General features: G+C 73.5%; 12 protein-coding genes and 1 pseudogene. 10 read left to right on the plus strand and 3 right to left on the minus strand.

What is annotated here, in order from left to right; genetic code table 11:
- Positions 1–3: 3 nt before the first annotated feature.
- Positions 4–759, minus strand: a complete 756-nt coding sequence (locus ABTY04_RS35175) for a helix-turn-helix domain-containing protein (RefSeq protein WP_352217513.1) — start codon at positions 757–759, stop codon at positions 4–6.
- A gap of 31 nt (positions 760–790) precedes the next feature.
- On the opposite strand from ABTY04_RS35175, the pseudogene ABTY04_RS35180 reads away from it, so the two are divergent.
- Positions 791–1,395, plus strand: a pseudogene (locus ABTY04_RS35180) (DUF4097 family beta strand repeat-containing protein); the annotation flags it as partial.
- 41 nt (positions 1,396–1,436) lie between these two features.
- On the opposite strand, the gene ABTY04_RS35185 reads toward ABTY04_RS35180, so the two are convergent.
- Entirely contained in the window at positions 1,437–3,779 is a 2,343-nt protein-coding gene (locus ABTY04_RS35185; protein WP_352217514.1) for an amino acid adenylation domain-containing protein, read from the minus strand.
- Positions 3,780–3,790: 11 nt separating this feature from the next.
- Positions 3,791–4,117 carry an acyl carrier protein gene (locus tag ABTY04_RS35190; protein WP_215143702.1) on the minus strand — a complete coding sequence of 109 codons (327 nt, stop codon included), beginning with the start codon at positions 4,115–4,117 and terminating at the stop codon, positions 3,791–3,793.
- 168 nt (positions 4,118–4,285) lie between these two features.
- Here ABTY04_RS35190 and ABTY04_RS35195 point away from each other — a divergent pair, with 168 nt between their 5' ends.
- The 9 genes from ABTY04_RS35195 to ABTY04_RS35235 form a co-directional block, all read left to right on the plus strand.
- A complete protein-coding gene (locus ABTY04_RS35195; protein WP_352217515.1) occupies positions 4,286–5,047 on the plus strand; it encodes a thioesterase II family protein in 762 nt (253 codons plus the stop codon).
- A 125-nt stretch (positions 5,048–5,172) separates the two neighbouring features.
- Positions 5,173–6,642: a methyltransferase gene (locus tag ABTY04_RS35200; RefSeq protein WP_352217516.1), complete on the plus strand. Its 1,470-nt coding sequence runs from the start codon at positions 5,173–5,175 to the stop codon at positions 6,640–6,642.
- A 17-nt stretch (positions 6,643–6,659) separates the two neighbouring features.
- Positions 6,660–6,875: an MbtH family protein gene (locus ABTY04_RS35205; RefSeq protein WP_352217517.1), complete on the plus strand. Its 216-nt coding sequence runs from the start codon at positions 6,660–6,662 to the stop codon at positions 6,873–6,875.
- A 189-nt stretch (positions 6,876–7,064) separates the two neighbouring features.
- Positions 7,065–7,523, plus strand: coding sequence for a helix-turn-helix domain-containing protein (locus ABTY04_RS35210; RefSeq protein WP_352217518.1), 459 nt, complete (start codon positions 7,065–7,067; stop codon positions 7,521–7,523).
- Between the two features lie 53 nt (positions 7,524–7,576).
- Positions 7,577–8,830 (plus strand): crotonyl-CoA carboxylase/reductase, encoded by a 1,254-nt coding sequence (gene ccrA, locus ABTY04_RS35215; RefSeq protein WP_352217519.1) that lies wholly within the window; start codon positions 7,577–7,579, stop codon positions 8,828–8,830.
- A 246-nt stretch (positions 8,831–9,076) separates the two neighbouring features.
- The gene (locus ABTY04_RS35220) at positions 9,077–10,261 is read left to right on the plus strand and encodes a cytochrome P450 (protein WP_352217520.1); all 1,185 of its coding nucleotides are present in this window, start codon (positions 9,077–9,079) and stop codon (positions 10,259–10,261) included.
- A 5-nt stretch (positions 10,262–10,266) separates the two neighbouring features.
- Positions 10,267–10,467, plus strand: coding sequence for a ferredoxin (locus ABTY04_RS35225; RefSeq protein ID WP_352217521.1), 201 nt, complete (start codon positions 10,267–10,269; stop codon positions 10,465–10,467).
- 91 nt (positions 10,468–10,558) lie between these two features.
- Positions 10,559–20,206, plus strand: a complete 9,648-nt coding sequence (locus ABTY04_RS35230) for a type I polyketide synthase (RefSeq protein ID WP_352217522.1) — start codon at positions 10,559–10,561, stop codon at positions 20,204–20,206.
- A gap of 119 nt (positions 20,207–20,325) precedes the next feature.
- Positions 20,326–21,839 (plus strand): type I polyketide synthase (locus ABTY04_RS35235; RefSeq protein WP_502996781.1); only part of this gene is annotated, 1,514 nt, incomplete at its 3' end.

Here is a 21,839-nt window from a genome sequence, read left to right on the forward strand (position 1 = left end):
TGTCTATCCGCGGTCTGAACTCGGCGTGGCAGTGCCGCCCGAAGCCGGCTCGGCCTTCGTGCAGAGGATCTCGCGGGCCTGGTCCGCGGCGCGGGTCATGCTCTCGCTGACGAAGTCGACGAAGCGGGCGATGTTCTCGAGGCGCGTGGCAGCCGGGGTGCCGGGGCCGAGGATGCCGACACCCTGCCGTGCGGCCTTGGCGAGTTGGGTGGTGGAGCGTGCGCTGGCGATCATCGACTGGTACCAGACGTCGTCGTCGACGATGTAGCGCTCGCGGCGGCGTTCGTCGCGTTCCCGGCGGATGAGGCCCTGGCTCTCGAGGAACGCGATCGCTTTGGAGATGGACGCCGGGCTGCCCTGGAGGCGCTGCGCGAGCTCGGACGCGGTGAGGCTGCCCGCGTCGGTGGTGTAGAGGGACACCAGCACCCGGGCCGTCATCTTGGGCAGGCCCGAGGCCATGAGGAGGGTGGTGAACGTCTCCTCGTACGCGCGCACGGCCTCGGGGTCGCGTCCGTGGGCCTGTACCGGAGCCTGCTGCCCCCGGGGTGCGGTCTGCTTGCGCCGGTGGGCTCGGTGTTCGGTGGCGCGGTGGGCCAGATCGGCGCGGTAGCCGGCGGGGCCGCCGTTGCGCATGACCTCGCGCGTGATCGTCGAGGTCGGACGGTCCAGACGTCTGCCTATCTCCGCGTAGGCGAGCCCGTCGGCCACCCCCAGCGCGATCTGCTGACGTTCCTGCTGAGTGAGCCTGCCTCCCGGCATCGCGATCCCCCTCGTGGTTCCTTGATGCCCCCGGTTCATCGCCGCCGACCGGGCCGACACCACGGTCGAGGTCCGGCCGCGAACGCCTCGAGCAGCCGTGACGTGAAGGCGGCGGAGCAGACCACGGTCGAATACGTCGACGGCGTGCTGCGGATCGAGGCCGCTCCGGCGAAGAACCGGATCCTGGGCCACTCCGGTTCCGTCGAGGTGACGGTCCAGCTGCCCGCCGGTTCCCGTGTCGAGGCGAAGGCGGCCGACGCCGAACTCCGGGGCGTCGGACGGCTCGGCGACGTCACCTTCGAGAGCGCGCAGGGCTCGGTCAAGCTCGACCAGACCGCGGGCGCCCGCCTCACCCTCCTCGCCGGCGACGTCTCGGTCGGCCGCCTGGGCGGCCCCGCCGAGACCAGCACCGCACAGGGCGACATCCGGATCGCCGAGGCCGTGCGCGGCACGGTCGTGCTGCGCACCCAGGCCGGCGACGTGTCGGTCGGCGCCGCCCGCGGCGTCTCCGCCTCGCTGGACGCGGGCACCGGCCTCGGCTGGATCAGCAACGCGCTCAAGAACACCGAGGGCGCCGCGGAGCTGAGCATCCACGCGACCACCGCCCACGGTGACATCACCGCCCGCAGCGTCTGAGCGGCTCCTGCGACCGCGACCGGGGCCGCGACCGGCCCGGGCTACAGCCGGCGCAGGAGGGCGGCCCGATCGACCTTGCCCTGCCTGGTCAGGGGCAGCTCGTCGAGCGCGATGATGCGCGCGGGGACCATGTACGACGGCAGGACGGTCCGCAGGGCGCGTACGACCTCGGCCTTCGAAAGCGGCTCGGCCGTCGGCACGTAGAAGGCGGCCAGCGACCGCCCGCCCCGCCCCGTGGGCGCCACCACCGACGCGGCCCGGACGCCCGGGCACTGGAGGAGGGCGCTCTGCACCTCGCCCAGTTCGATCCGGTAGCCGCGCACCTTGACCTGGTCGTCGAGGCGGCCCAGGAACTCCAGGTCGCCGCCCGCCAGCCAGCGGGCGCGGTCACCGGTGCGGTACATGCGCTCGCCGGGACGTACGGCTCCCGGGTCGGGCAGGAACTTCGCGGCGGTGAGAGGGGCGGCCGCGGCGTAGCCCAGGGCTACGCACGTGCCGGCGATGTACAGATCGCCCTCCTTGCCCAGGGGGCAGGGCCGCAGCTCGCTGTCGAGCACGTAGTAGCGGGCGTTCTGCATCGGTTTGCCGTAGGGGATGCTCGGCCACGCGGGGTCGACGTCCCGCACCCGGTAGTCGTTGGACCAGACGGTGCACTCCGTGGCGCCGCCGAACGACACCACCTCGGCGTTCGGGAACGCGGCACGGATCTGGTCCGGGAGCGGCACCGGGATCCAGTCGCCGCTGAGCAGGGCCAGGCGGAGCGTGTCGCGCCCGGCGGGCTTGCGGGCCTGGACGAAGGGCATGACCATGGCCAGGGAGGCGGGCGCCGAGTCCCAGATGGTGATGGCCTCCCGTTCGAGCAGGTCCACCAGCGCGTCCGGCTCGGCGAGTTCAGCCGCCGACGCCAGCCGTACGGTCGCGCCGGCGGCGAGCACGCCGAACATGTCGTAGACCGAGAGGTCGAAGCAGAACGACGTGACGAACAGGAGCTTGTCGGCGGGCCCGACCCCGTAGGTGCGGTTCACCCAGTCGATGAGGTTCACCGCCGACCGGTGGGAGACGCAGACGCCCTTGGGCGTACCGGTCGAGCCCGACGTGAAGATGGTGTAGCAGACGTCGTCGGCCGTCGGGCCGGTGGTGAGGGGGTCGGCCGGCCGGAGGCCGACGTGATGGCCGGTCCACAGCGGCTCACGCGGCGGCGCCGCACGGTCGCGGGACACCGCCGCACGGCCGCGCGACGGCTCGACGCGGATGACGGCGTCGTAGCGCTCTGCCAGTTCGCCGGTGAACTCCCCGGCCCGGCGGCGGTGGACGTCCGCGCGGGCCACCCCGGGCAGCAGTTCGGGCAGCCGCTCGACGAAGCGGGGCGGCACCCGGAGGCCGGAGCGGGCGCCGAGCCCGGGGTCGACGAGGTCGGCGAGGACGATGACGCCGCCGTCGGCGAGCAGCCCGAGGAGCGAGTCGAGGACGCCCGTCAGGTGGTCGAGGTCCGGCAGGAACTGCACCGTACTGGCCAGCACGACGACGTCGAACGGACCGCTCACCCGCTCGGCGGCCTCGTGCGCGAAGCACACCACGCCTTCGACCTCGCCCCCGGCGCGGGCCCCGGTCTCCTGGCTCCTGGCCACGGACACCGGTGAGGGGTCGACGGCGACGTAGCGGGACGCCTGCGGTGCCAGGGCCTCGACGATCAGACCGGATCCGCACCCGATCTCCAGGACCGAGGGCCGCTCGGCGGACGTCGCGGCCCGTACGAACCGTGCCACGTGGTCCTGGTATCCCCGCAGGTCATCCGCGGTGAAGGGCCGCTGCGAGCGGCGGGTGTTGAAGCCCGCGGCCTCGAGCGGGTCAGGGGAGCCGGACAGGTAGTCGAAGAGGTCCGCGACCGCCTCGCGCCGGAAGGTGGCCGACCAGGAGAACTCCTCGGGGATGCCGGGGCACAGCACGTGCCGGAGCGAGGGCACCTCCCACCGGAACTCCTGTACGGAGGGCAGGGACGCGCGGTCGGTCAGCACGGCCGCCACGTTGAGCTGGTCGAGCAGCCCGACCACCCGGGAGGCCGGCCACGCCGGGTCGAGCGGCACGTAGGAGGCGCCTGCCTTGAGCACCGCGAGCATGCCGACGAGGGCCGAGGCGTCGCGCTCGCCGTACACGCCGACGGCCGAGCCCCGGCCCAGTCCCAGCTCGCGCAGCAGCCGCGCCAGCCGGTTGGAGTGGCGGTCCAGTTCGCCGTGGGTGATGACCTGTTTGTCGGAGGTCACGATCGCCGGCCGGTCCGGGTGGCGACGGGCGGTCTCGGCGATCAGCACGGGGATCGTGGCGTCGTCGCGGAAGGGGCGCGCGGTCTCGTTCCACCTGCTCCAGGGGGCGTCCGTGACGGACACCGGCCGGGCGCTCACCGGGCCGGTGCGGCCGGTGCGGCCGGCGCCCGAAGGCCCTCGTGGGCCGCCAGCGCGCCGGTCAGTTCGTTCACCGTCGGGTGGTTGAAGAAGAGCCGCAGGGCCAGGCGCACGCCGAGCTCCGCCCCGAGCGCGGCCGTGATCTCGGCGACCAGCAGGGAGTTCCCGCCGGCCTCGAAGAAGTCCTCGTCGTCGCCGAAGTCCTCGTGCTCCAGCGCGTCGGCCCACTGGACCCGCACCCGGGCGCGCAGCAGTTCGAGGTCCGGGCCGTCGTGGCCGATGTGGTCCGGGCTCGCCACCCCGACCGATCCGAAGTCGTTCACCGATCTCTCCCGCGTTCTCTCTCGGTGCTCTGGGGTCCGCGCTCACCTGGTCGAGGGCTCCGACCGGATGCCAGTCTCGCCGCGGTGGGCTGCCTTTGTCCGAGGATCTTTCAGAGGTCAGTCAGGGTTGGCGCCCGTGGGCCACGGCGACTGGTCATCCTCACGTGCATGGGAACTCACACGAAAAGCAGCTGGTTCGTCGGCGTCCCCCACGAAGGCCCCAAGGAGTGCGCGCTGTACGCCTTTCCGCACGCGGGCGCCGGCGTGACCACGGTGCGGCCGCTGTGCGTCGAGCTCTCCGACGCCTTCGACGCCTTCGCGGTACGACTCCCGGGCCGGGAGTCCCGGCTCGAGGAGCCGGCGGAGACCGCCATGCCCGAACTCGCCGACAAGCTCGCCGACGAACTGCTCCAGCACGCCGAGGGACGGCCGGTGGTGCTGTACGGGCACTGCGCCGGCTCGACGATCGCCTACGAGGTGGCACGGCGCCTGGGCCCCGCCCGGGTGCGGGCCCTGGTCGTCTCCTCGAACCCGGCCCCCGGCAGCGTCCGCCGCGAGCCCACGTTCGCGCTGCCGCGGCCGGACTTCCTCCGGCAGGTCGTGGCGGACGGGTACCTCCCGGCGCAGCTCCTCGGCAACGAGGAACTGCTCGACATCGTCGAGCCCGCCCTGCGCGCCGACTACGAACTCATCGAGACCCACGAGCTGGAGCTGTACGAGCGCGGCGGCGCCGAGCCCGTCGCGGTCCCGACGGTGGCCCTGTACGGCCACGACGACCACACCGTCGAACGCGCCCAGCTCGACGCGTGGTCGACGCTCACCACCGGGCCGTTCCGGCTCGTGTCGCTGCCGGGCGGCAACGACCTGCCGACCAGCCGCCCGGCGGACCTGGCGGCGGCCATCGGCGAGGCCGTGGCGGCCCTCGCCTGAGCACCGGCGCGGCGCCCGGCCGGGTCTGGCACACATCTGTCAGACGGCCCGATGACCCGGTGCTCCCCTTCCTAGGGTGGGCTCACGACCGAACCTGCGCACCATGACCGAAAGGGAACAGGAGCATGGCGCCCCTCACGAACGCGCGACAGCGCCCCACCAGCCGGTTCGAGGAGGCCGAGGCCGCGCTCCGCGCGCAGGAGGGCGTGGCGCAGGCGGCCGTGGTCTCCCGCGAGGACCGGCTCGGGGAGCGGCGCCTGGTGGCGTACGTCGTACCCGGGGTGCCGGACGCGGACGTGACCCGGCACGTGGAGAAGTGGCGCGCGGTCTACGACGAGATGTACGGCGACACCGCGGCGGACAACGGGATCGGCGAAGACTTCACCGGATGGAACAGTGCCTACACGCGCGAACCCATCCCCCTGCCGCAGATGCGCCAGTGGCGCGCGTCCGCGGTGGAGCGGGTGCGCGCTCTGGAGGCGCGCCGGGTGCTGGAGATCGGGGTGGGCTCCGGGCTGCTGCTCGGGCCGCTGGCACCGGAAACCGAGGCCTACTGGGCCACCGACTTCTCCGACGCGGTCATCGGACGGCTCGGCGCCCAGGTCGCCGCGGAGCCGCGGCTGAAGGACCGGGTGACACTGCGGTGCCAGCCCGCCGACTCCGCCGACGAACTGCCGGCGGAGTACTTCGACACGGTGCTCCTCAACTCGGTCGTGCAGTACTTCCCCGACGCCGCCTACCTCTCGGCCGTCCTGGACGTCGCGCTCCGGCGGCTCGCCCCGGGCGGCCGGATCCTCGTCGGCGACGTCCGCAACCACGGCACCCTGCGGGAGTTCCTGACGGCCGTCCACCACGCCCAGCGCCCCGGTGACGAGCCGTCCGCCGTGCGGGCGGCGGTCGCCCGCGCCGTGCTCCGCGAGACGGAACTCCACCTCGATCCGGGCTTCTTCACCGAGTGGGCCGACGCGCACGACGAGGTCGCGGCCGTGGACGTCCGGCTCAAGCCCGGACCGGACGGGAACGAACTCACCCGCCACCGCTACGAAGTCGTCCTGCACAAGCGGTCGAGCACGCCGACGCACCTCGCGGACGTCCCCGCCGTCACCTGGGGCTCGGACGTGCACCAGGTGTCCGGCTTGGAGGCCGAGCTGGCCCGGCACGGCGGCCGCCTGCGGCTGACCCGGATACCGAACGCCAGGCTGGTGAGCGAGGCGGCCGAATGCGGGGCCCCCGCCACGGCGGAAGGCACGCCCCTCGACCCGCACGCGCTGGAGATCTGGGGCCGGGAGCACGGCCGCGCCGTCCTGTGCACCTGGTCGGCCGAGGCGCCCGGCTGGTTCGAGGCGGTGATCGTGCCCGCGGACGGCAGGCACTGCTACGGCGGGGTGTACCGGCCCCTGGACACCCGGGCCAGGCCGCTCGCCAACGTGCCCGGGGCCTCCCGCCGGGCCTCGAGGCTGCCGGCGGTGCTGCGGCGGGAACTGGCGGCCGAACTGCCCGGCCACCTGGTGCCGGACGACATCGTGGTCGTCGCCCACCTGCCGCTGACCGCCGACGGCACGGTAGACCGCGCCGCGCTCCCCGAACCGAACTGAAGGCAGCGGAGGAAGACATGGCAGTGAACCCGTTCGACGACGAGGACGGCGAGTTCTACGTGGTGGTCAACGACGAGGAGCAGCACGCGCTGTGGCCCACGTTCGCCGTCGTGCCCGACGGCTGGCGCGCCGTGGCCGGGCCGGCGGGGCGGGCGCGGAGCATCGCGTACGTCGAGGAGAACTGGACCGACCTGCGGCCGCGGAGCCTGCGCGAGGCGACGCCGGCGTCCTGACGCGGGCCTGTGACCACTGACTCGACCGGGGCTCGTCCGTGCCGAGAGGTCCATGGGTTTCGGTGGTTCGGACCGGAAGTACGTGGGTTGTACAGGGAGGACGTGCCCGTGGGCGTTCGAAATTCCGACGTCGTCTTCGTCCGTTGGCCGGCGCAGGCGGATCTGAGAACGCGCTGCCGGCAGGAGGGCATGCCGCGCCTGCTCGTCGTGGAGGCGGGCGCGCAGCCGCCGTTCAGCAACGATCCGGTCGAGGACTGGGTACGCCCCCCGGTGTCCCGGGACGACCTCGAAGCCCGGGTCACCGTCCTGCAGAGCCGTTTCGACAGCAACCGGGTACCGACGATCGACTCGACCGGGACCCTGAGCTTCGGCCATCACTCCATCACCGTCTCCACCACGCAGACGGAGTTGATGCGCCTGCTCGTCGACCGCTTCGGCGACGTCGTGCACCGCTCCGAGTTCGTGCAGCGCTTCGCCCTGCAGACGCTGACGCTGAACAGGAACGCGCTCGACCTGCACATCATGCGGCTGCGCCGCCGGCTCCTGCCCATCGAACTGTCCATCCGGACCGTGTGGGGGCGGGGCTACATGCTGGAGAACGCGGTGTCCGCCGAGGCCGTCCCGGCGGCGAACGCCTCCGGTGTCTGACCGCACCCCACAGAGCGTAGGGACCAACCGACCACTCGACACCGGAGATTACCTTGAACTCCTCGACGACCAGCACCCTCTACGAGGTGGGCGACCTGCCCCCGCTCGGGACCGTCCCCCGTTCCATGTACGCGTCGGTCATCCGCCCGGAACGGTACGGGGCCCCGGCTACGGCCTTCCGGACGGAGGTCGTCGAGACGCCCGAGGTGCCGCCCGGGTTCGTCCTCGTCGCGGTCATGGCCGCCGGCATCAACTACAACAACGTCTGGGCGGCCAAGGGGCATCCCGTCGACGTCGTGGCGGCACGTCAGCGGCAGGGCAGCCCGGAGCCCTTCCACGTCGGCGGATCGGATGCCTCCGGAATCGTCTGGAAGGTGGGAGAGGGCGTACGGCAGGTCAAGGTGGGCGACGAGGTCATCGTCTCGGCCGGCCTGTGGGACGAGCACGATCCCGATGTCCGGCTCGGCGTCGATCCCATGCTCGCGGCATCGCTGAAGGCGTGGGGCTACGAATCGAACTGGGGCTCGTTCGCCCAGTTCGCCCTGGTGGCCGACTTCCAGTGTCTGCCCCGGCCCACCAGGCTGAGCTGGGCGGAATCCGCGGGATTCCTGCTGACCGGTGCGACGGCGTACCGGCAGCTCAACGGCTGGGCGCCCAACACGGTGCAGCCCGGTGACGGAGTCCTCATCTGGGGCGGCTCCGGCGGCCTCGGCTCCATGGCCATCTCCCTGACCCGGCAGATGGGAGGCAGGCCCATCGCAGTCGTGTCCTCACCGGAGAAGGCCAAGTACTGCCTCGACCTGGGTGCGGCGGGCGTCATCGACCGGACCAAGTTCAGCCACTGGGGACGCGTGCCCGAGGCCGGCACCGAGGAGCACAAGCGGTGGACCGCCGACCTGCGGGCCTTCGGGCGGGAGATCTGGGACATCCTCGGTGAGAAGGCCTCTCCCAAGATCGTTTTCGAGCATCCCGGCAGCGACACCATCCCCACGTCGGTCTACGTGTGCGGCACGGGCGGGATGATCGTGATCTGCGGGGCCACGTCCGGCTTCAACGTGGACGTCGACCTCAGGTACCTGTGGATGAGGCAGAAGCGGCTCCAGGGATCCCATTTCGCCAATCCGCGCGAGTGCCTCGCCGTGACCCGCCTCGTCGACATGGGCCTCCTCGACCCGCACCTGGGGCACACGTACGACTTCGAGGAGATCGGCCGGGCCCATCAGGACCTGCTGGAGGGCGTGCAGGCACCGGGCAACTCGGCCGTACTGGTCGGTGCGACGAACAATCCCGGTCTCGGGGACCGCTGAGCCGTCGCAGAAATCCTCGGGAAACGCTTGAGGAGCAGTTGTGCCGCAATCGCGAGAAAGCTGTACACGGCATGAATGGACAGATCGATATCCGGGTTGTCTGGCATCATCGAGTCACGCCAATCTGCGGGTGTTTTTCCCGAAGCCAACGGGAATTCGTTTCCGCGGCCGGGCGTGACCGCATGTCCTTCGAGCAGGGGTTCCGCCTGGGCCGGCCGAACAAGCCCTTACAACCACGGAGTCGACTTGACCAGGACCGATCTGCAGCCGGTGGCGTTCCCCACCGAGCGCACCTGCCCCTTCAGCCCTCCCCCGAAGCTGACCGAGCTGCGGGACGAGCACCCGGTGAGCAGACTGGCCTACCCCGATGGCACCGACGGCTGGCTGGTCACCGGGTACGCCGCCGCGCGTGCCGTCCTGAACGACCCCCGGTTCAGCTCACGCGGAGAACACCGCCGGATGGCGGTGGGGGAGGGCGCCCCGGGGCCGACGAGGCCGGGCGTCTTCATCTTCATGGACCCCCCGGAGCACAGCCGGTTCCGGAAGCTGTTCACCGGTGAATTCACCGTACGGCGGACCAGGAACCTGGAACCGAAGGTGGAGCGGATCACCGCGGACCGGATAGCCGCGATGCGGGAGATCGGACCGCCGGTGGATCTCGTGCGCGAATTTGCCCTGCCGATTCCCTCACTGGTGATATGCGAGTTGCTGGGTGTTCCGTACGAGGACCACGCGTTCTTCCAGCGGCATTCGGAAACCATGCTCGACTACGACCGCTCGATGGACGAGGTCGTGGAAGCATTCCAATTGATGGCGGAATTCCTGACCCGGCTGGTCCGCCTCAAGCGCGAGCGGCCGCAGGACGACCTGCTGAGCAGGGTCGCCGCGTCCGACCTCACGGACGAGGAAGCCGCGGGCTCGGCGATGCTCGTCCTCACGGCGGGCCACGAGACCACCGCGAAGATGCTGGGACTCGGCACGTACCTGCTGCTCTCCCGGCCGCAGCAACTGGCGCTGCTGCGCAAGGACCCGTCCCTGATCGACGGCGCGGTCGAGGAGATGCTGCGCTACCTGAGCATCGTCCAGTTCGGCATCATCCGCGGAGCCACGCAGGACGTCGAGCTGGAGGGCCGGCGGATCCGGGCGGGCGAGGTCGTGACCGTGGCCCTGTCCGCGGCCAACCGCGACGGCGACGCCTTCCAGGACCCGGACGCGCTCGACCTGACCCGCAGCGCCGGCCGGCACCTCGGCTTCGGCTACGGCGTGCACCAGTGCGTGGGACAGCAGCTCGCCCGGGTCGAAATGCGGGTGGCTTTCGGCCAGTTGATCCGCGAGTTCCCCGGCCTGCACCTGGCCGCCGCGCCCGACGAGATCGAGACGACCCACCTGTCGTCGATGTACGGCGTGCGGCGCCTGCCCGTCGGCTGGTGACGGCGATGAGGGTCGACGTCGACACGGACAAGTGCTGCGGCGCGGGCATGTGCGCGCTGACCGAGCCCCTGGTGTTCGACCAGAGCCGGGAGGACGGGACGGTCGTGCTGCTCAGCGCGCATCCGCCCGAGGAACTGTGGGACAGCGTCGAGGAGTGCGTGCGGGTGTGCCCCGCGCAGGCGATCAGCCTCGACGAGACCGCGTAGGGACCGGGTGGCCGGCAGCGGCCGCCCCCGGACCCCGGCACCGCCGGCGCGGACCACCGTGCCTTTCACCTGCCCGAAGTGAGGATGCGTGATGAACGCCGACGACATTGCCATCATCGGACTCGGCTGCCGCCTCCCCGGCGGGATCGATTCCCCCGAAGCGCTCTGGCAGGGCCTGCTGGACGGGATCGACGCCATCGGCGAGGTCCCCCCGCAGCGGTGGAGAGCCGATGACTGGCATGACGTCGACCCCTCGGCGCCCGGCAAGATGACGACCCGCTGGGGCGGGTTCCTGGACGACGTCGCGGGGTTCGACGCCGCGTTCTTCGGCATCTCGCCCACCGAGGCCGCCCAGATGGATCCGCAGCAGCGGGTGGCCCTGGAGGTCGCCTGGGCCGCGGTCGAGGACGCCAGGATCCGCACCGACCGGCTCGCCGAATCGGCCACCGGCGTGTTCTTCGGCACCATGTGGCAGGAGTACCACCTGGCCACCGGGGCGTCCGCCGGTGAGATCCGCACGCACACCGCCATCGGCACGGACACCTCGATCATCCCGGCCCGCATCGCGTACGCCCTCGACCTGCGCGGCCCGGTGATGTCCGTCGGCACCGGATGCAGCTCGTCCCTCGTCGCCATCCACCAGGCGGTCCGGAGCCTGCGCTCCGGAGAGTCGGACCTCGCGCTGGCCGGCGGGGTCAGCCTCATCCTCCACCCCCACACCACCGTCGCGATGTCCAAGTTCGGCACGCAGAACCCCGACGGGCAGTGCCGCGCCTTCGACGCGGACGCCAACGGGTACGTACGGGGCGAAGGCTGCGGCGTCGTCGTCCTGCGCCGGCTCGGCGACGCCCGGCGCAGCGGCGACCGGATCTACGCGGTGATCCGCGGCAGCGCCGTGAACAACGACGGCACCACCGACGGCCTGGCCACCCCGAGCGCCGACACGCAGGCCGAAGTCCTGCGCTCGGCCTGGCGGGAGGCCGGAACGGACCCGGGCCTGGTGTCGTACGTGGAGGCCCACGGCACGGGGACCCGCCGGGGCGATCCGATCGAGGCCGCGGCCCTGGGCAGCGTGTTCGGCGACGGCAGGAAGACCGGGGAGCCGCTGCGGATCGGGTCGGCCAAGACCAACTTCGGCCACCTCGAACCGGCCGCCGGAGTGCTCGGCGTACTCAAGACCTCCCTGGCGCTCTTCCACGGCGAGCTGCCCCCCAGCCTGCACTTCCGCCGGCCCAACCCGGACATCGACTTCGACGCGGCGAACCTGGCCGTGGTCACCGACCGGCAGCCGTGGCCCCAGGGAGCGCGCCTGGCCGGAGTCAGCAGCTTCGGCTACGGCGGTACCAACGCCCACCTCGCGCTGGCCGGGCCGCCGCCGGCGCGGGCCGCCGAGGTCCGGGAACCTGCCGCGCGGACGCGGATCCCCTGGGTGCTGTCGGCGCGCTCCGAAGAGGCCCTGCGGGAACGGGCCGGTAGGCTGCGCGCCCACCTCGCCGCGCACCCCGGCCTGTCGGCTGCCGACGTCGGCTTCTCCCTGGCCACCACCCGCGCCGACCACGAGTACCGGGCCGTCCTGCTCGGACGGGAGACCGCTGACCTGAGCCGGGGGCTGGAGGCGCTCGCGTCGGGAGCCCAGGTGCCGGACCTGGTCGTCGGATCCGGCCGCGGGCGCGGCCCGGTGCTGATGTTCGCCGGACAGGGTGCCCAGTGGGCCGGCATGGCCGCGGAACTGCTCGACTCCTCACCGGTCTTCGCCGAACGGTTCGCGCAGTGCGAGGCGGCGCTGGGACCGTTCGTGGACTGGAAGCTCACCGAGGTGATCGGGAACGCGGACGCCCTGGAACGGGTGGACGTCGTACAGCCCGCCCTGTGGGCGATGATGGTGTCCCTGGCCGGGCTGTGGAAGCACTTCGGCGTCGACCCGGACGTCCTGCTCGGGCACTCGCAGGGCGAGATCGCCGCGGCGTGCCTGTCCGGCGCGCTGTCGCTCGAGGACGCGGCGGCCGTGGTGGCGCTGCGGGCCCTGGCCATCCGCCGCGGTCTGGCGGGCCGGGGCGGCATGGTCTCCCTGGTGTGCTCGCGGGCGGACGCGCTGCGGCTGACCGGGCGGTGGCCGGACCAGCTGTCGGTGGCGGCCGTCAACGGGCCCCGCAGCACGGTGGTCTCCGGCGGCCCGGAGGCGCTCGCGGAACTGCTCGCGCACTGCGGATCCGCCGGGATCCGCGCCAAGCGGGTCCCGGTCGACTACGCCTCGCACTCGGCGCAGGTGGAAGCCATCCGCGAGGACATCCTGACCGACCTGGCCGGTATCCGGCCGCGCCCCGGGGCTGCGGGCTTCTTCTCCACCGTCGACGTCGGCCGGATCGACACCGCGACCCTGGACGCGGGCTACTGGTACCGGAACCTGCGCTCCACGGTCGAACTCGACGCGTGCGTGCGCGAGCTGGCCGCCGAGGGCCGCAGCGTGTTCATCGAGTGCACCCCCCACCCCGTGCTCACCATGGGCGTGGAGGAGAGCGCCGAGGTGCGCACCGTCGGAACGCTGCGCAGGCAGGAGGGCGACCGCTTCCTGACGGCCCTGGCCGAGGCGTACGCCGCCGGGGTGGACGTCGACTGGAGCCGCGCCTTCGAGCGGGCGAACACCGTGGACCTGCCCACGTACCCCTTCCGGCACCAGCGGTACTGGATCGACGGCGCGGCGGACGGCGGCGGGCCGGCGCAGGACGCGCCGTTCTGGGACGCGGTGGGCCGCGAGGACCTCGACGGGGTGGCCCGCACCCTGGGCCTCGACCGGGACGCCCTCGCCCCCGTCCTGCCCGCCCTGGCCTCCTGGCGCAGGCGGCGCACCTCGGAGTCCGTCGTGGACGGCTGGGAGTACAAGGCCGCCTGGAAGGAGGTTCCCGGACCGGCGGTGCGCCCGGGCGACTGGCTGGCCCTCGTGCCCGCCGGCGACGCCTGGGCGCGCTCGGTGGCCGGGGCCCTGACCGGACAGGGCCTGCGCGTCACCCTCATGGAGCTCGAACCCGGCCTCGACCGGGGTGCGCTCGCCGCGCGGCTGCGCGGCACGGCCTGCGACGGCGTGCTCTGCCTGCCGGCGGCGCAGGACGGGCCGTACACCGGGTACACGGGGGTTCCCGCGGGCTACGCGGCGACCCTGACCGCCGTGCAGGCGCTGGGGGACGCCGGCGTGAGCGCCCCGCTGTGGTGCGTGACGCGGGACGCCGCCGCCGTCGCGGACGAGGCGGTCGACCCGGAGGGGTCGCTGGTGTGGGGGCTGGGGCGGGTCGTCGCCCTGGAGCACTCCGAGCGCTGGGGCGGCCTCATCGACCTGTCCTCCGCGTACGACCCGGGGGTACTGGCCGGGGTGCTCACCGGCGACCACGGCGAGGACCAGGTCGCGATCCGGGGTTCCGTACCGTACGGCCGCCGGCTGGTCCGCGCCGCCGTGGGTCCGGCCCGCGGCTGGAGCCCCACGGGGACGGTGCTGATCACCGGCGGAACGGGCGCGCTCGGCGCCGAGGTCGCGCGCCGGCTGGCCGGTCAGGGCGCCGAACGCCTGGTGCTGGTCAGCCGGAGCGGGCCGGACGCCCCCGGGGCGCGGGCCCTCACCGCCGATCTCCAGCGGCTCGGGGCAGGCGTCGAGATCGTCGCCTGCGACGTCGCCGACCGGGAAGCGGTCCGCGGGCTCGTCGAGCGGACCCGGCCCGACGCGGTGGTGCACGCCGCCGGAGCCCTGCACGACGGGCTCGTCCAGGACCTCACCCCCGACCGGGTCGACGCGGCGCTGCGGGTGAAGGCGCAGGGAGCCTGGAACCTGCACGAACTCGCCCCCGGACTGGACGCGTTCGTGCTCTTCTCCTCGTGGGGCGCGACCGTCGGCGTCCCGGGCCAGGGCAACTACGCGCCCGGCAACGCCTATCTGGACGGCCTGGCAGCGCTCCGCCACAGCCAGGGGCTGCCCGCGACCTCGGTGGCCTGGGGCCCGTGGGCCGGCGACGGCATGGCAGCGCGGGGGCCGGTGAAGGAGGTCCTCGACCGCCACGGCGTACCCGCGATGGCACCGGATCTGGCCCTGCTGGCCCTGGACCGGGCCGTGGCGTCCGCGGAACCCTGCGTCACCGTGGCGGACGTGCGCTGGGACCGGTTCCGCACGGTGTTCACGGCCACCCGCCCCAGTGCCCTGCTGGCCGACCTGCCCGACGGCCGGGACGCCTCGGCCGTCCAGGAGCCCGCGTTCCGGCGGCGCCTGGCCGAACTCCCCGCGGACGGCCGGATGCGCGCCGCACGGGAGGAGGTCCGGGCGCAGACCGCCCTTGTGCTCGGCCACCCGACGCCGGAGGCGGTGGACGTCGAGCGGACCTTCAGGGAACTCGCCTTCGACTCGGTCCTCGGCGTCGAACTGCGCAACAGGCTGGGCGCGGTCACCGGCCTGCGGCTGCCCACCACGCTGATCTTCGACCACCCCACGCCCGCGCAGGTCGCCGAGCACATCCTCGACGCGTACCTGCACGAGGAGCCCGACCCGGCCGCCGGGGAGACCGCCCCGGCCGCCCGTACCGCCACCGCCACCCCGGCGGCCGCCCCCGAGGCCGCCCCGTCGGGTGCCCCCGAGGCCGGCGCCGGCGAGCCCATCGCGATCGTCGCCATGAGCTGCCGGTTCCCCGGCGGAGTACGCGACCCGGAGGGTTTCTGGCGGCTGCTCGCCGACGGCGGGGACGCCATCACGCCGTTCCCCGAGGACCGGGGCTGGGACCTGTCCGCGCTGTACCACCCGGATCCCGACCACCCCGGTACGAGCTACGTCCGCGAAGGCGGCTTCGTGGCCGCCGCCGACTTCGACCCGGAGTTCTTCGGGATCAGCCCCCGCGAGGCGCTGACCATGGACCCGCAGCAGCGGATCCTCCTGGAGGGGTCCTGGGAGCTGCTGGAACGGGCCGGGATCGCACCGGCCGCGCTGAAGGGCAGCGACACCGGGATCTACCTGGGCACCAACGGCCAGGACTACGCCTCGCTGGGCACCCCGCACGGCTCCGAGGGGTTCGGGCTCACCGGAAGCGCCGCCAGCGTGGTCTCCGGCCGCGTCTCCTACGCACTGGGCCTGGAGGGGCCGTCGGTCACGGTGGACACCGCGTGCTCGGCCTCGCTGGTCGCCATCCACCTCGCCGCGCAGGCCCTGTCGCGGGGCGAGTGCGCGATGGCCGTCGCCGGCGGCGCCACCGTGATGGCCACGCCGAGACTGTTCGTCGGATTCAGCCGGCAGCACGGCCTCGACCCCCTCGGACGGTGCCGCGCCTTCTCGGACGGGGCCTCCGGCACGGCACTGTCCGAGGGCAGCGGACTGCTGCTGCTGGAGAAGCTGTCCGACGCACGGCGCAACGGGCACCCGGTACTGGCCGTGATCCGTGGTTCGGCCGTCAACCAGGACGGCACGTCCAACGGGCTCACCGCGCCCAACGGCCGGGCCCAGCAGCAGGTCATCCGCAAGGCTCTCGCCGCGGCAGGGCTCGAAGCCTCCGACGTGGACGTCGTGGAGGCCCACGGCACCGGCACGACGCTGGGCGATCCCATCGAGGCACGCGCACTGCAGGCCACCTACGGCGCCTCCGGACGGCCGGTGTGGCTGGGCTCGGTGAAGTCCAACATCGGGCACACGCAGGCGGCGGCGGGCGTGGCCGGCGTGATCAAGATGGTGCTGGCCATGAACCACGGCACGGTGCCCCGTACCCTGCACGCCGACACCCCCTCCCGCCACGTCGACTGGTCGGAGGGCTCCCTCCGGCTCGTCACCGACCCCGTCGCCTGGGACGCGGACGGCCCGCGGCGGGCCGGCGTCTCCTCGTTCGGCATCAGCGGCACCAACGCCCACCTGATCCTCGAACAGGCCGCCGGGGCCGAGGAACCGCCGGCAGGGGCCGAGGAACCGGCCGCCGGCCCCCGTCCTGCCCTGCTGCCCTGGACCCTGTCCGCGCGGACCCCGGAAGCCCTGCGCGAGCAGGCGTCCCGGCTGGCCGTCCGGGTCGGGACGCACCCCGGCACCGACCCGGCCGACCTGGCGTTCTCCCTGGCCACCTCGCGTACCTCCTTCCGGGAACGCGCCGTCGTCGTCGGCCGCGACACCGGCGACCTGCTCGCGGGGCTGCGCGCGATCACCGACGGGGCGTCCTCGGCGTCCGTGGTGGAGGGTTCGGCGGACGACGGCCGGACGGCGTTCGTCTTCGCCGGGCAGGGAACCCAGCGTGTGGGCATGGGCGCCGATCTGCGCGCGGCGTACCCGGTGTTCGACGCCGCGTGGCGGGAGATCCGCGCCGCACTCGACCCGCACCTGCGCCGTCCGCTCGCCGAGGTCATCGACGACCCGGACGCGCTGCGCCGCACCGAGTTCACCCAGCCCGCGCTGTTCGCCTTCGAGGTGGCGGTGTTCCGGCTCCTCGAGAGCTGGGGGCTCACGCCGGACCTGGTGCTCGGACACTCCGTCGGTGAGCTCTCCGCCGCACACGTGGCGGGCGTGCTCTCCCTGGAGGACGCCTGCGCGCTGGTCGCCGCCCGCGGCCGGCTGATGCAGGCCCGGCCGGACACCGGCGTGATGCTCGCCCTCCAGGCCGGCGAGCACGAGGTGGCCCCGCTGCTGTCCGCGCGGGTGCACCTCGCCGCGGTCAACGGCCCGCGGTCCGTGGTGATCGCCGGTGACGCCGACGCCGTGGCCGAGGTGGCCGGGCGGTTCACCGGACGCCGCACCAAGCGGCTCAACGTGTCCCACGCCTTCCACTCCGCGCATATGGACGGCATGCTCGACGAGTTCCGGAGCGTGGCCGAGCGGCTCACCTTCCACCCGCCGCGCATCGCGCTGGTGACGAACCTGACCGGGCGGACCGTCACCGACTGCGGTCCCGACCACTGGGTGCGCCAGGTGAGGCAGCCGGTCCGGTTCGCCGACGCGATCCGTACCGCGCGCGGCGAAGGCGTCACCCGGTTCCTCGACATCGGCCCCGACGGAACGCCCGCCGCCATGATCGAGGACTGCCTCGACGGCGACGTCGCCGTCGTGGTTCCGACCCAGCGTGCCGACCGGTCCGGTCCCGAGGCACTGACCCTCGCGGTCGCCAGGGCGCACACGGCGGGTGCCGGGCTGGACTGGGCCCCGCTCCTGGGCGAGGGCCGCCGCCGCGTCGACCTTCCCACCTACGCCTTCCAGCGCAAGCGCTTCTGGCCGTACGGCTCCGGCTCCGGAGCCGGGCACCCGTGGCTGACCGAGGTCACCGAACTGGCCGACGGCGGCTGGGTGCTGTCCGGCCGGGTGTCGGCGTCGTCCCAGCCCTGGCTGGCCGACCACGTGGTCTTCGGCACCGTCGTCGTCCCCGGCACCGCGCTGCTGGACATGGTCCTCGCGGGCGCCGGCCAGGCCGGAGCGGCCGGCGTCGGCGAGCTGACCCTGTCGCGGCCCATGGTCCTGGAGGACGCGGTACACGTGCAGGTCAGGATCGGCCCCGCCGACGGCGGACGGCGACCGGTGACCCTGCACGGCAAGGCGGAGGGCACGGGCACCTGGAGCACCCATGCCGAGGGCGTGCTGGTGGACGCCTTCGGTCCGGAGCCCACCGACTGGTCGGTGCCCGCGCTGCCCGCCGTGGACCTCGCAGGCTTCTACGAGGGCTTCGCCGCCCAGGGCGTCGACTACGGTGCCGCCTTCCACGGCGTGGCCGAACTGCGCGGGCAGGGCGGGACGGCCTGCGGCGTGGTCCGGCTGCCGGCCGGCGAGCCGGGCGGATTCGGTGTCCACCCGGCCCTGCTGGACGCGGCCCTCCAGGTGATGCGCGCGGCGGTCCCGGCCTCCGCCGAGGCCCAGCTCCCCTTCCAGTTCACCGACGTCCGCCTGTACGCCACGGGAGCCACCGAGCTCCGCGTCCGGGTCGACGTCCGCGACGACGGGATCCGGGCCGCGATCACCGACCCCGCCGGGGCGCCGGTGGCGTACGTCGGCGCCCTGCGGCTGCGTCCGGTCAGCGCCGGCCTGCTGCGTGCCGCCCTCACCGTTCCCGACCTCTACCGCGTGGCCTTCCGGCCCGTGCCGCAGGTGCCCGCGGTGGCGGAGCCGGTCCGGGTCCTGGGCAGCGGCCCGGTGTCCGAGGCCCTCGGCGTGACGCCGTCCGAGACGGTCACGGAAGACGGCCCGCGCCGGATCCTGATCGACGCCACCGCGCACGCCGAGGGCGTCGCCGCCGCCCACGAGTCGGCCGCACGCGCGCTGGACCTGCTGCGCCGACTGGTGCCCCGCAGGGGCCTCGAGCTCGTGTGGATCACCCGGGACAGCATCGCCGCACGCCCCGGGGACCGGGTGCGCGGCCTCGCCCAGGCCCCCCTGTGGGGGCTGCTGCGGGCGGCGCGGCGCGAGCACCCGGAGGCGGCCCTCCGGATCGTCGACTGCGACCGGATCGATGCCCCGACCCTGCTGTCGGCGCTGTCCGTGACCGGCGAGCCGGAACTCGCCGTCAGGGGCGGCGAGTTCCTCGCGCCCCGGCTGACTGCGGCGGGCGCCGCCGGCGCCGCCGGTGCGGCGGCCGGCTCCGGCTCCGTGGCCGACGGGACGGTGCTGATCACCGGCGGCACCGGCGAACTCGGCAGGGCGGTCGCCCGGCACCTGGTGACCGAGCACGGGGTCCGCGACCTGGTGCTGACCTCGCGCAGCGGCCCCGCGAACCCGGAGGCCGGAGCCCTGGTCGCCGAACTGACCGCCGCCGGAGCGCGGTCCGTCCGGGTGCTGGCCTGCGACGTCTCCGACCGGACCCAGCTGGCCCGCGTACTGTCCTCGGCCGACGACTGGTCGGCGGTACTGCACCTCGCCGGCGTACTCGACGACGGCCTGCTGCTCGACTACGACGAGCGACGCCTGCGCACGGTGCTGGCCCCCAAGCTCGACGGGGCCGCGCACCTGGCGGAACTCACCGCGGATCTCGGCCTGTCGGCGTTCGTGCTGTTCTCCTCCGTCTCCGGAATCCTCGGTTCCGCCGGGCAGGGCGCGTATGCGGCGGCCAACGCCTACCTGGACGCCCTCGCCGCCCGCAGCGGCGGGACCAGCCTGGCTTGGGGGCTGTGGGAGCAGGCGGGCTCGGGCATGACCGCACACCTCACGGAGGCCGGACTGGGACGCCTGCGCAGGCAGGGCATCGCACCGCTGCCCGTCGCCAAGGCCCTGCGGCTGCTGGACCGCGCACTGCGCTCGCCGGACGTCAACCTCGTCCCCGTCAGGCTCGACCTCGCGGCGCTGGACGGCGAACCCCCGGCGCTGCTGCGGGGACTGGTCCGGCCGGCCCTGCGCCGCGCCGGCGAGGACCCGGCGGGCGGCGGGCTGCGGAAGCGTCTGGAGGGCCGGACGCCCGAGGAACAGGCCGCCTCGGTCACCAGGCTGGTCCTGGAGGAGGCCGCCGTCGTCCTGGGGCTGCCCGGGCCCGGAGGGCTCAGGAGCAAGGCCGTACTGAAGGACCTCGGCCTCGATTCGCTGATGGCCATGGAGCTGCGCCGCAGGCTCGCGAACGCCGCCGAGGTGCCGCTGCCCGCGAGCCTCGCCTTCGATCACCCGACCCCGGCGGACATCGCGGAGCTGCTGATGCGGCGCATGGGGATCGCTCGAGCGGAGTCCGGGACGGAGCCGGAACCGGAGGCCTCACCGGACCCGGCCGCGCCGGCGCCGGCCCGCTCGGTCGCCGAGATCGGCGCCGAGCTCGACGCCCTCCTCGAACTCTAGAAGCTTCCACAACCCGCACTTCCCGGAAGGAACTCCTGATGTCTGAACAGAGTCGGCTGGAACTCGCCCTGCCCGCGATCCGGGAGCTCAAGCGGCGGGCGACCGATCTGGAGGCACAACTGACCGAACCGGTCGCGATCGTGTCGATGGCGTGCCGGCTGCCGGGTGGGGTGGGGACTCCGGAGGAGTTCTGGGAGCTGCTGTCGTCGGGTGGGGACGCGATCGAGGGGTTCCCGTCGCGGTGGGACGGCTGGGACGTGTACGACCCGGATCCGGAGGCCGTGGGCAAGAGCTATGCGCGGACGGGCGGATTCCTGCGGGACGTGGAGGAGTTCGACGCGGGCTTCTTCGGGATACCGCCGCGCGAGGCGCGGGCCATGGACCCGCAGCAGCGGATCGTCCTGGAGACCGCCTGGGAAGCCCTCGAACGGGCCGGGTACCCCTCCGAAGCCGTCGAGAACAGCAACACCGGTGTGTACCTGGGCACGATGAACGGCGACTACGGCAGCCTGGGGCACGGCCTCGGGGACCAGGACGGCTACGTCAACACCGGCCGGGCGAGCAGCGTGCTCTCGGGCCGGGTGTCGTACTCGCTGGGGCTGCGGGGCCCGGCGGTGACGGTGGACACGGCGTGTTCGTCTTCGCTGGTGGCGCTGCACCTGGCGGTGACGGCGCTGCGGCAGCGCGAGTGCGACGTCGCGCTGGCCGGCGGCGTGACGGTGATGTCGACGCCGTCGGTGTTCGTGGAGTTCTCCCGGTTGCGCGGCACCGCTGCCGACGGCCGGTGCAAGAGCTTCTCCGCCGACGCGGACGGGGCAGGCTGGTCCGAGGGCTGTGGTGTGCTCGTCCTCAAGCGGTTGTCGGCGGCGCAGGCCGACGGTGACCGCGTCCTGGCCGTGATCCGGGGCTCGGCCGTCAACCAGGACGGCCGGTCCCAGGGGCTGACCGCCCCGAACGGGCCCTCACAGCAGCGTGTGATCCGGGAAGCCCTGTCGCGTGCGGGGCTGTCCCCGGCGGACGTGGACGCGATCGAGGCACACGGCACCGGCACCCCCCTCGGCGACCCGGTCGAAGCCGGTGCGCTGGCCGAGGTCTTCGGGCCGGGGCGGTCCGCGGAGCAGCCGGTATGGCTGGGGTCGTCGAAGTCGAACATCGGTCACGCCCAGGCCGCCGCGGGCGTGGCCGGCGTGATCAAGATGGTGCTCGCCCTCCAGCACGAGCAGCTGCCCCCGAGCCTGTACGCCGAGCGGCCCAGCGAGCACATCGCATGGGAGGGCAGCGGGCTCGAGCTGCTGGGCGAGGCGCGCTCCTGGCCTCGGGAGGACTCCCGGGTACGGCGTGCGGGCGTGTCGTCGTTCGGCCTGTCCGGGACCAACGCCCATCTGGTCCTCGAAGAGGCACCGACGGGCACGGGATCCCCGGAGGAGCCCGAGGAGGCCGCCGGGCCGGACGCTACCGAACAGGCCGCCGCCGGCGGGGTGTTTCCGGTGGTGGTGTCGGGCCGGGACGCGGGTGTGGTGCGGGTGCAGGCCCGGCGGTGGGCCGCCTGGTGGCGCGAGCACCCGGAGGTGTCCCTGGAGCGGGTGGCGTCCACGGCCCGGTGGCACCGTGGCTGGTTCGACCAGCGGGGAGC

It is taken from the genome of Streptomyces sp. NPDC097981, from assembly GCF_040302565.1.
Lineage (GTDB): Bacteria > Actinomycetota > Actinomycetes > Streptomycetales > Streptomycetaceae > Streptomyces.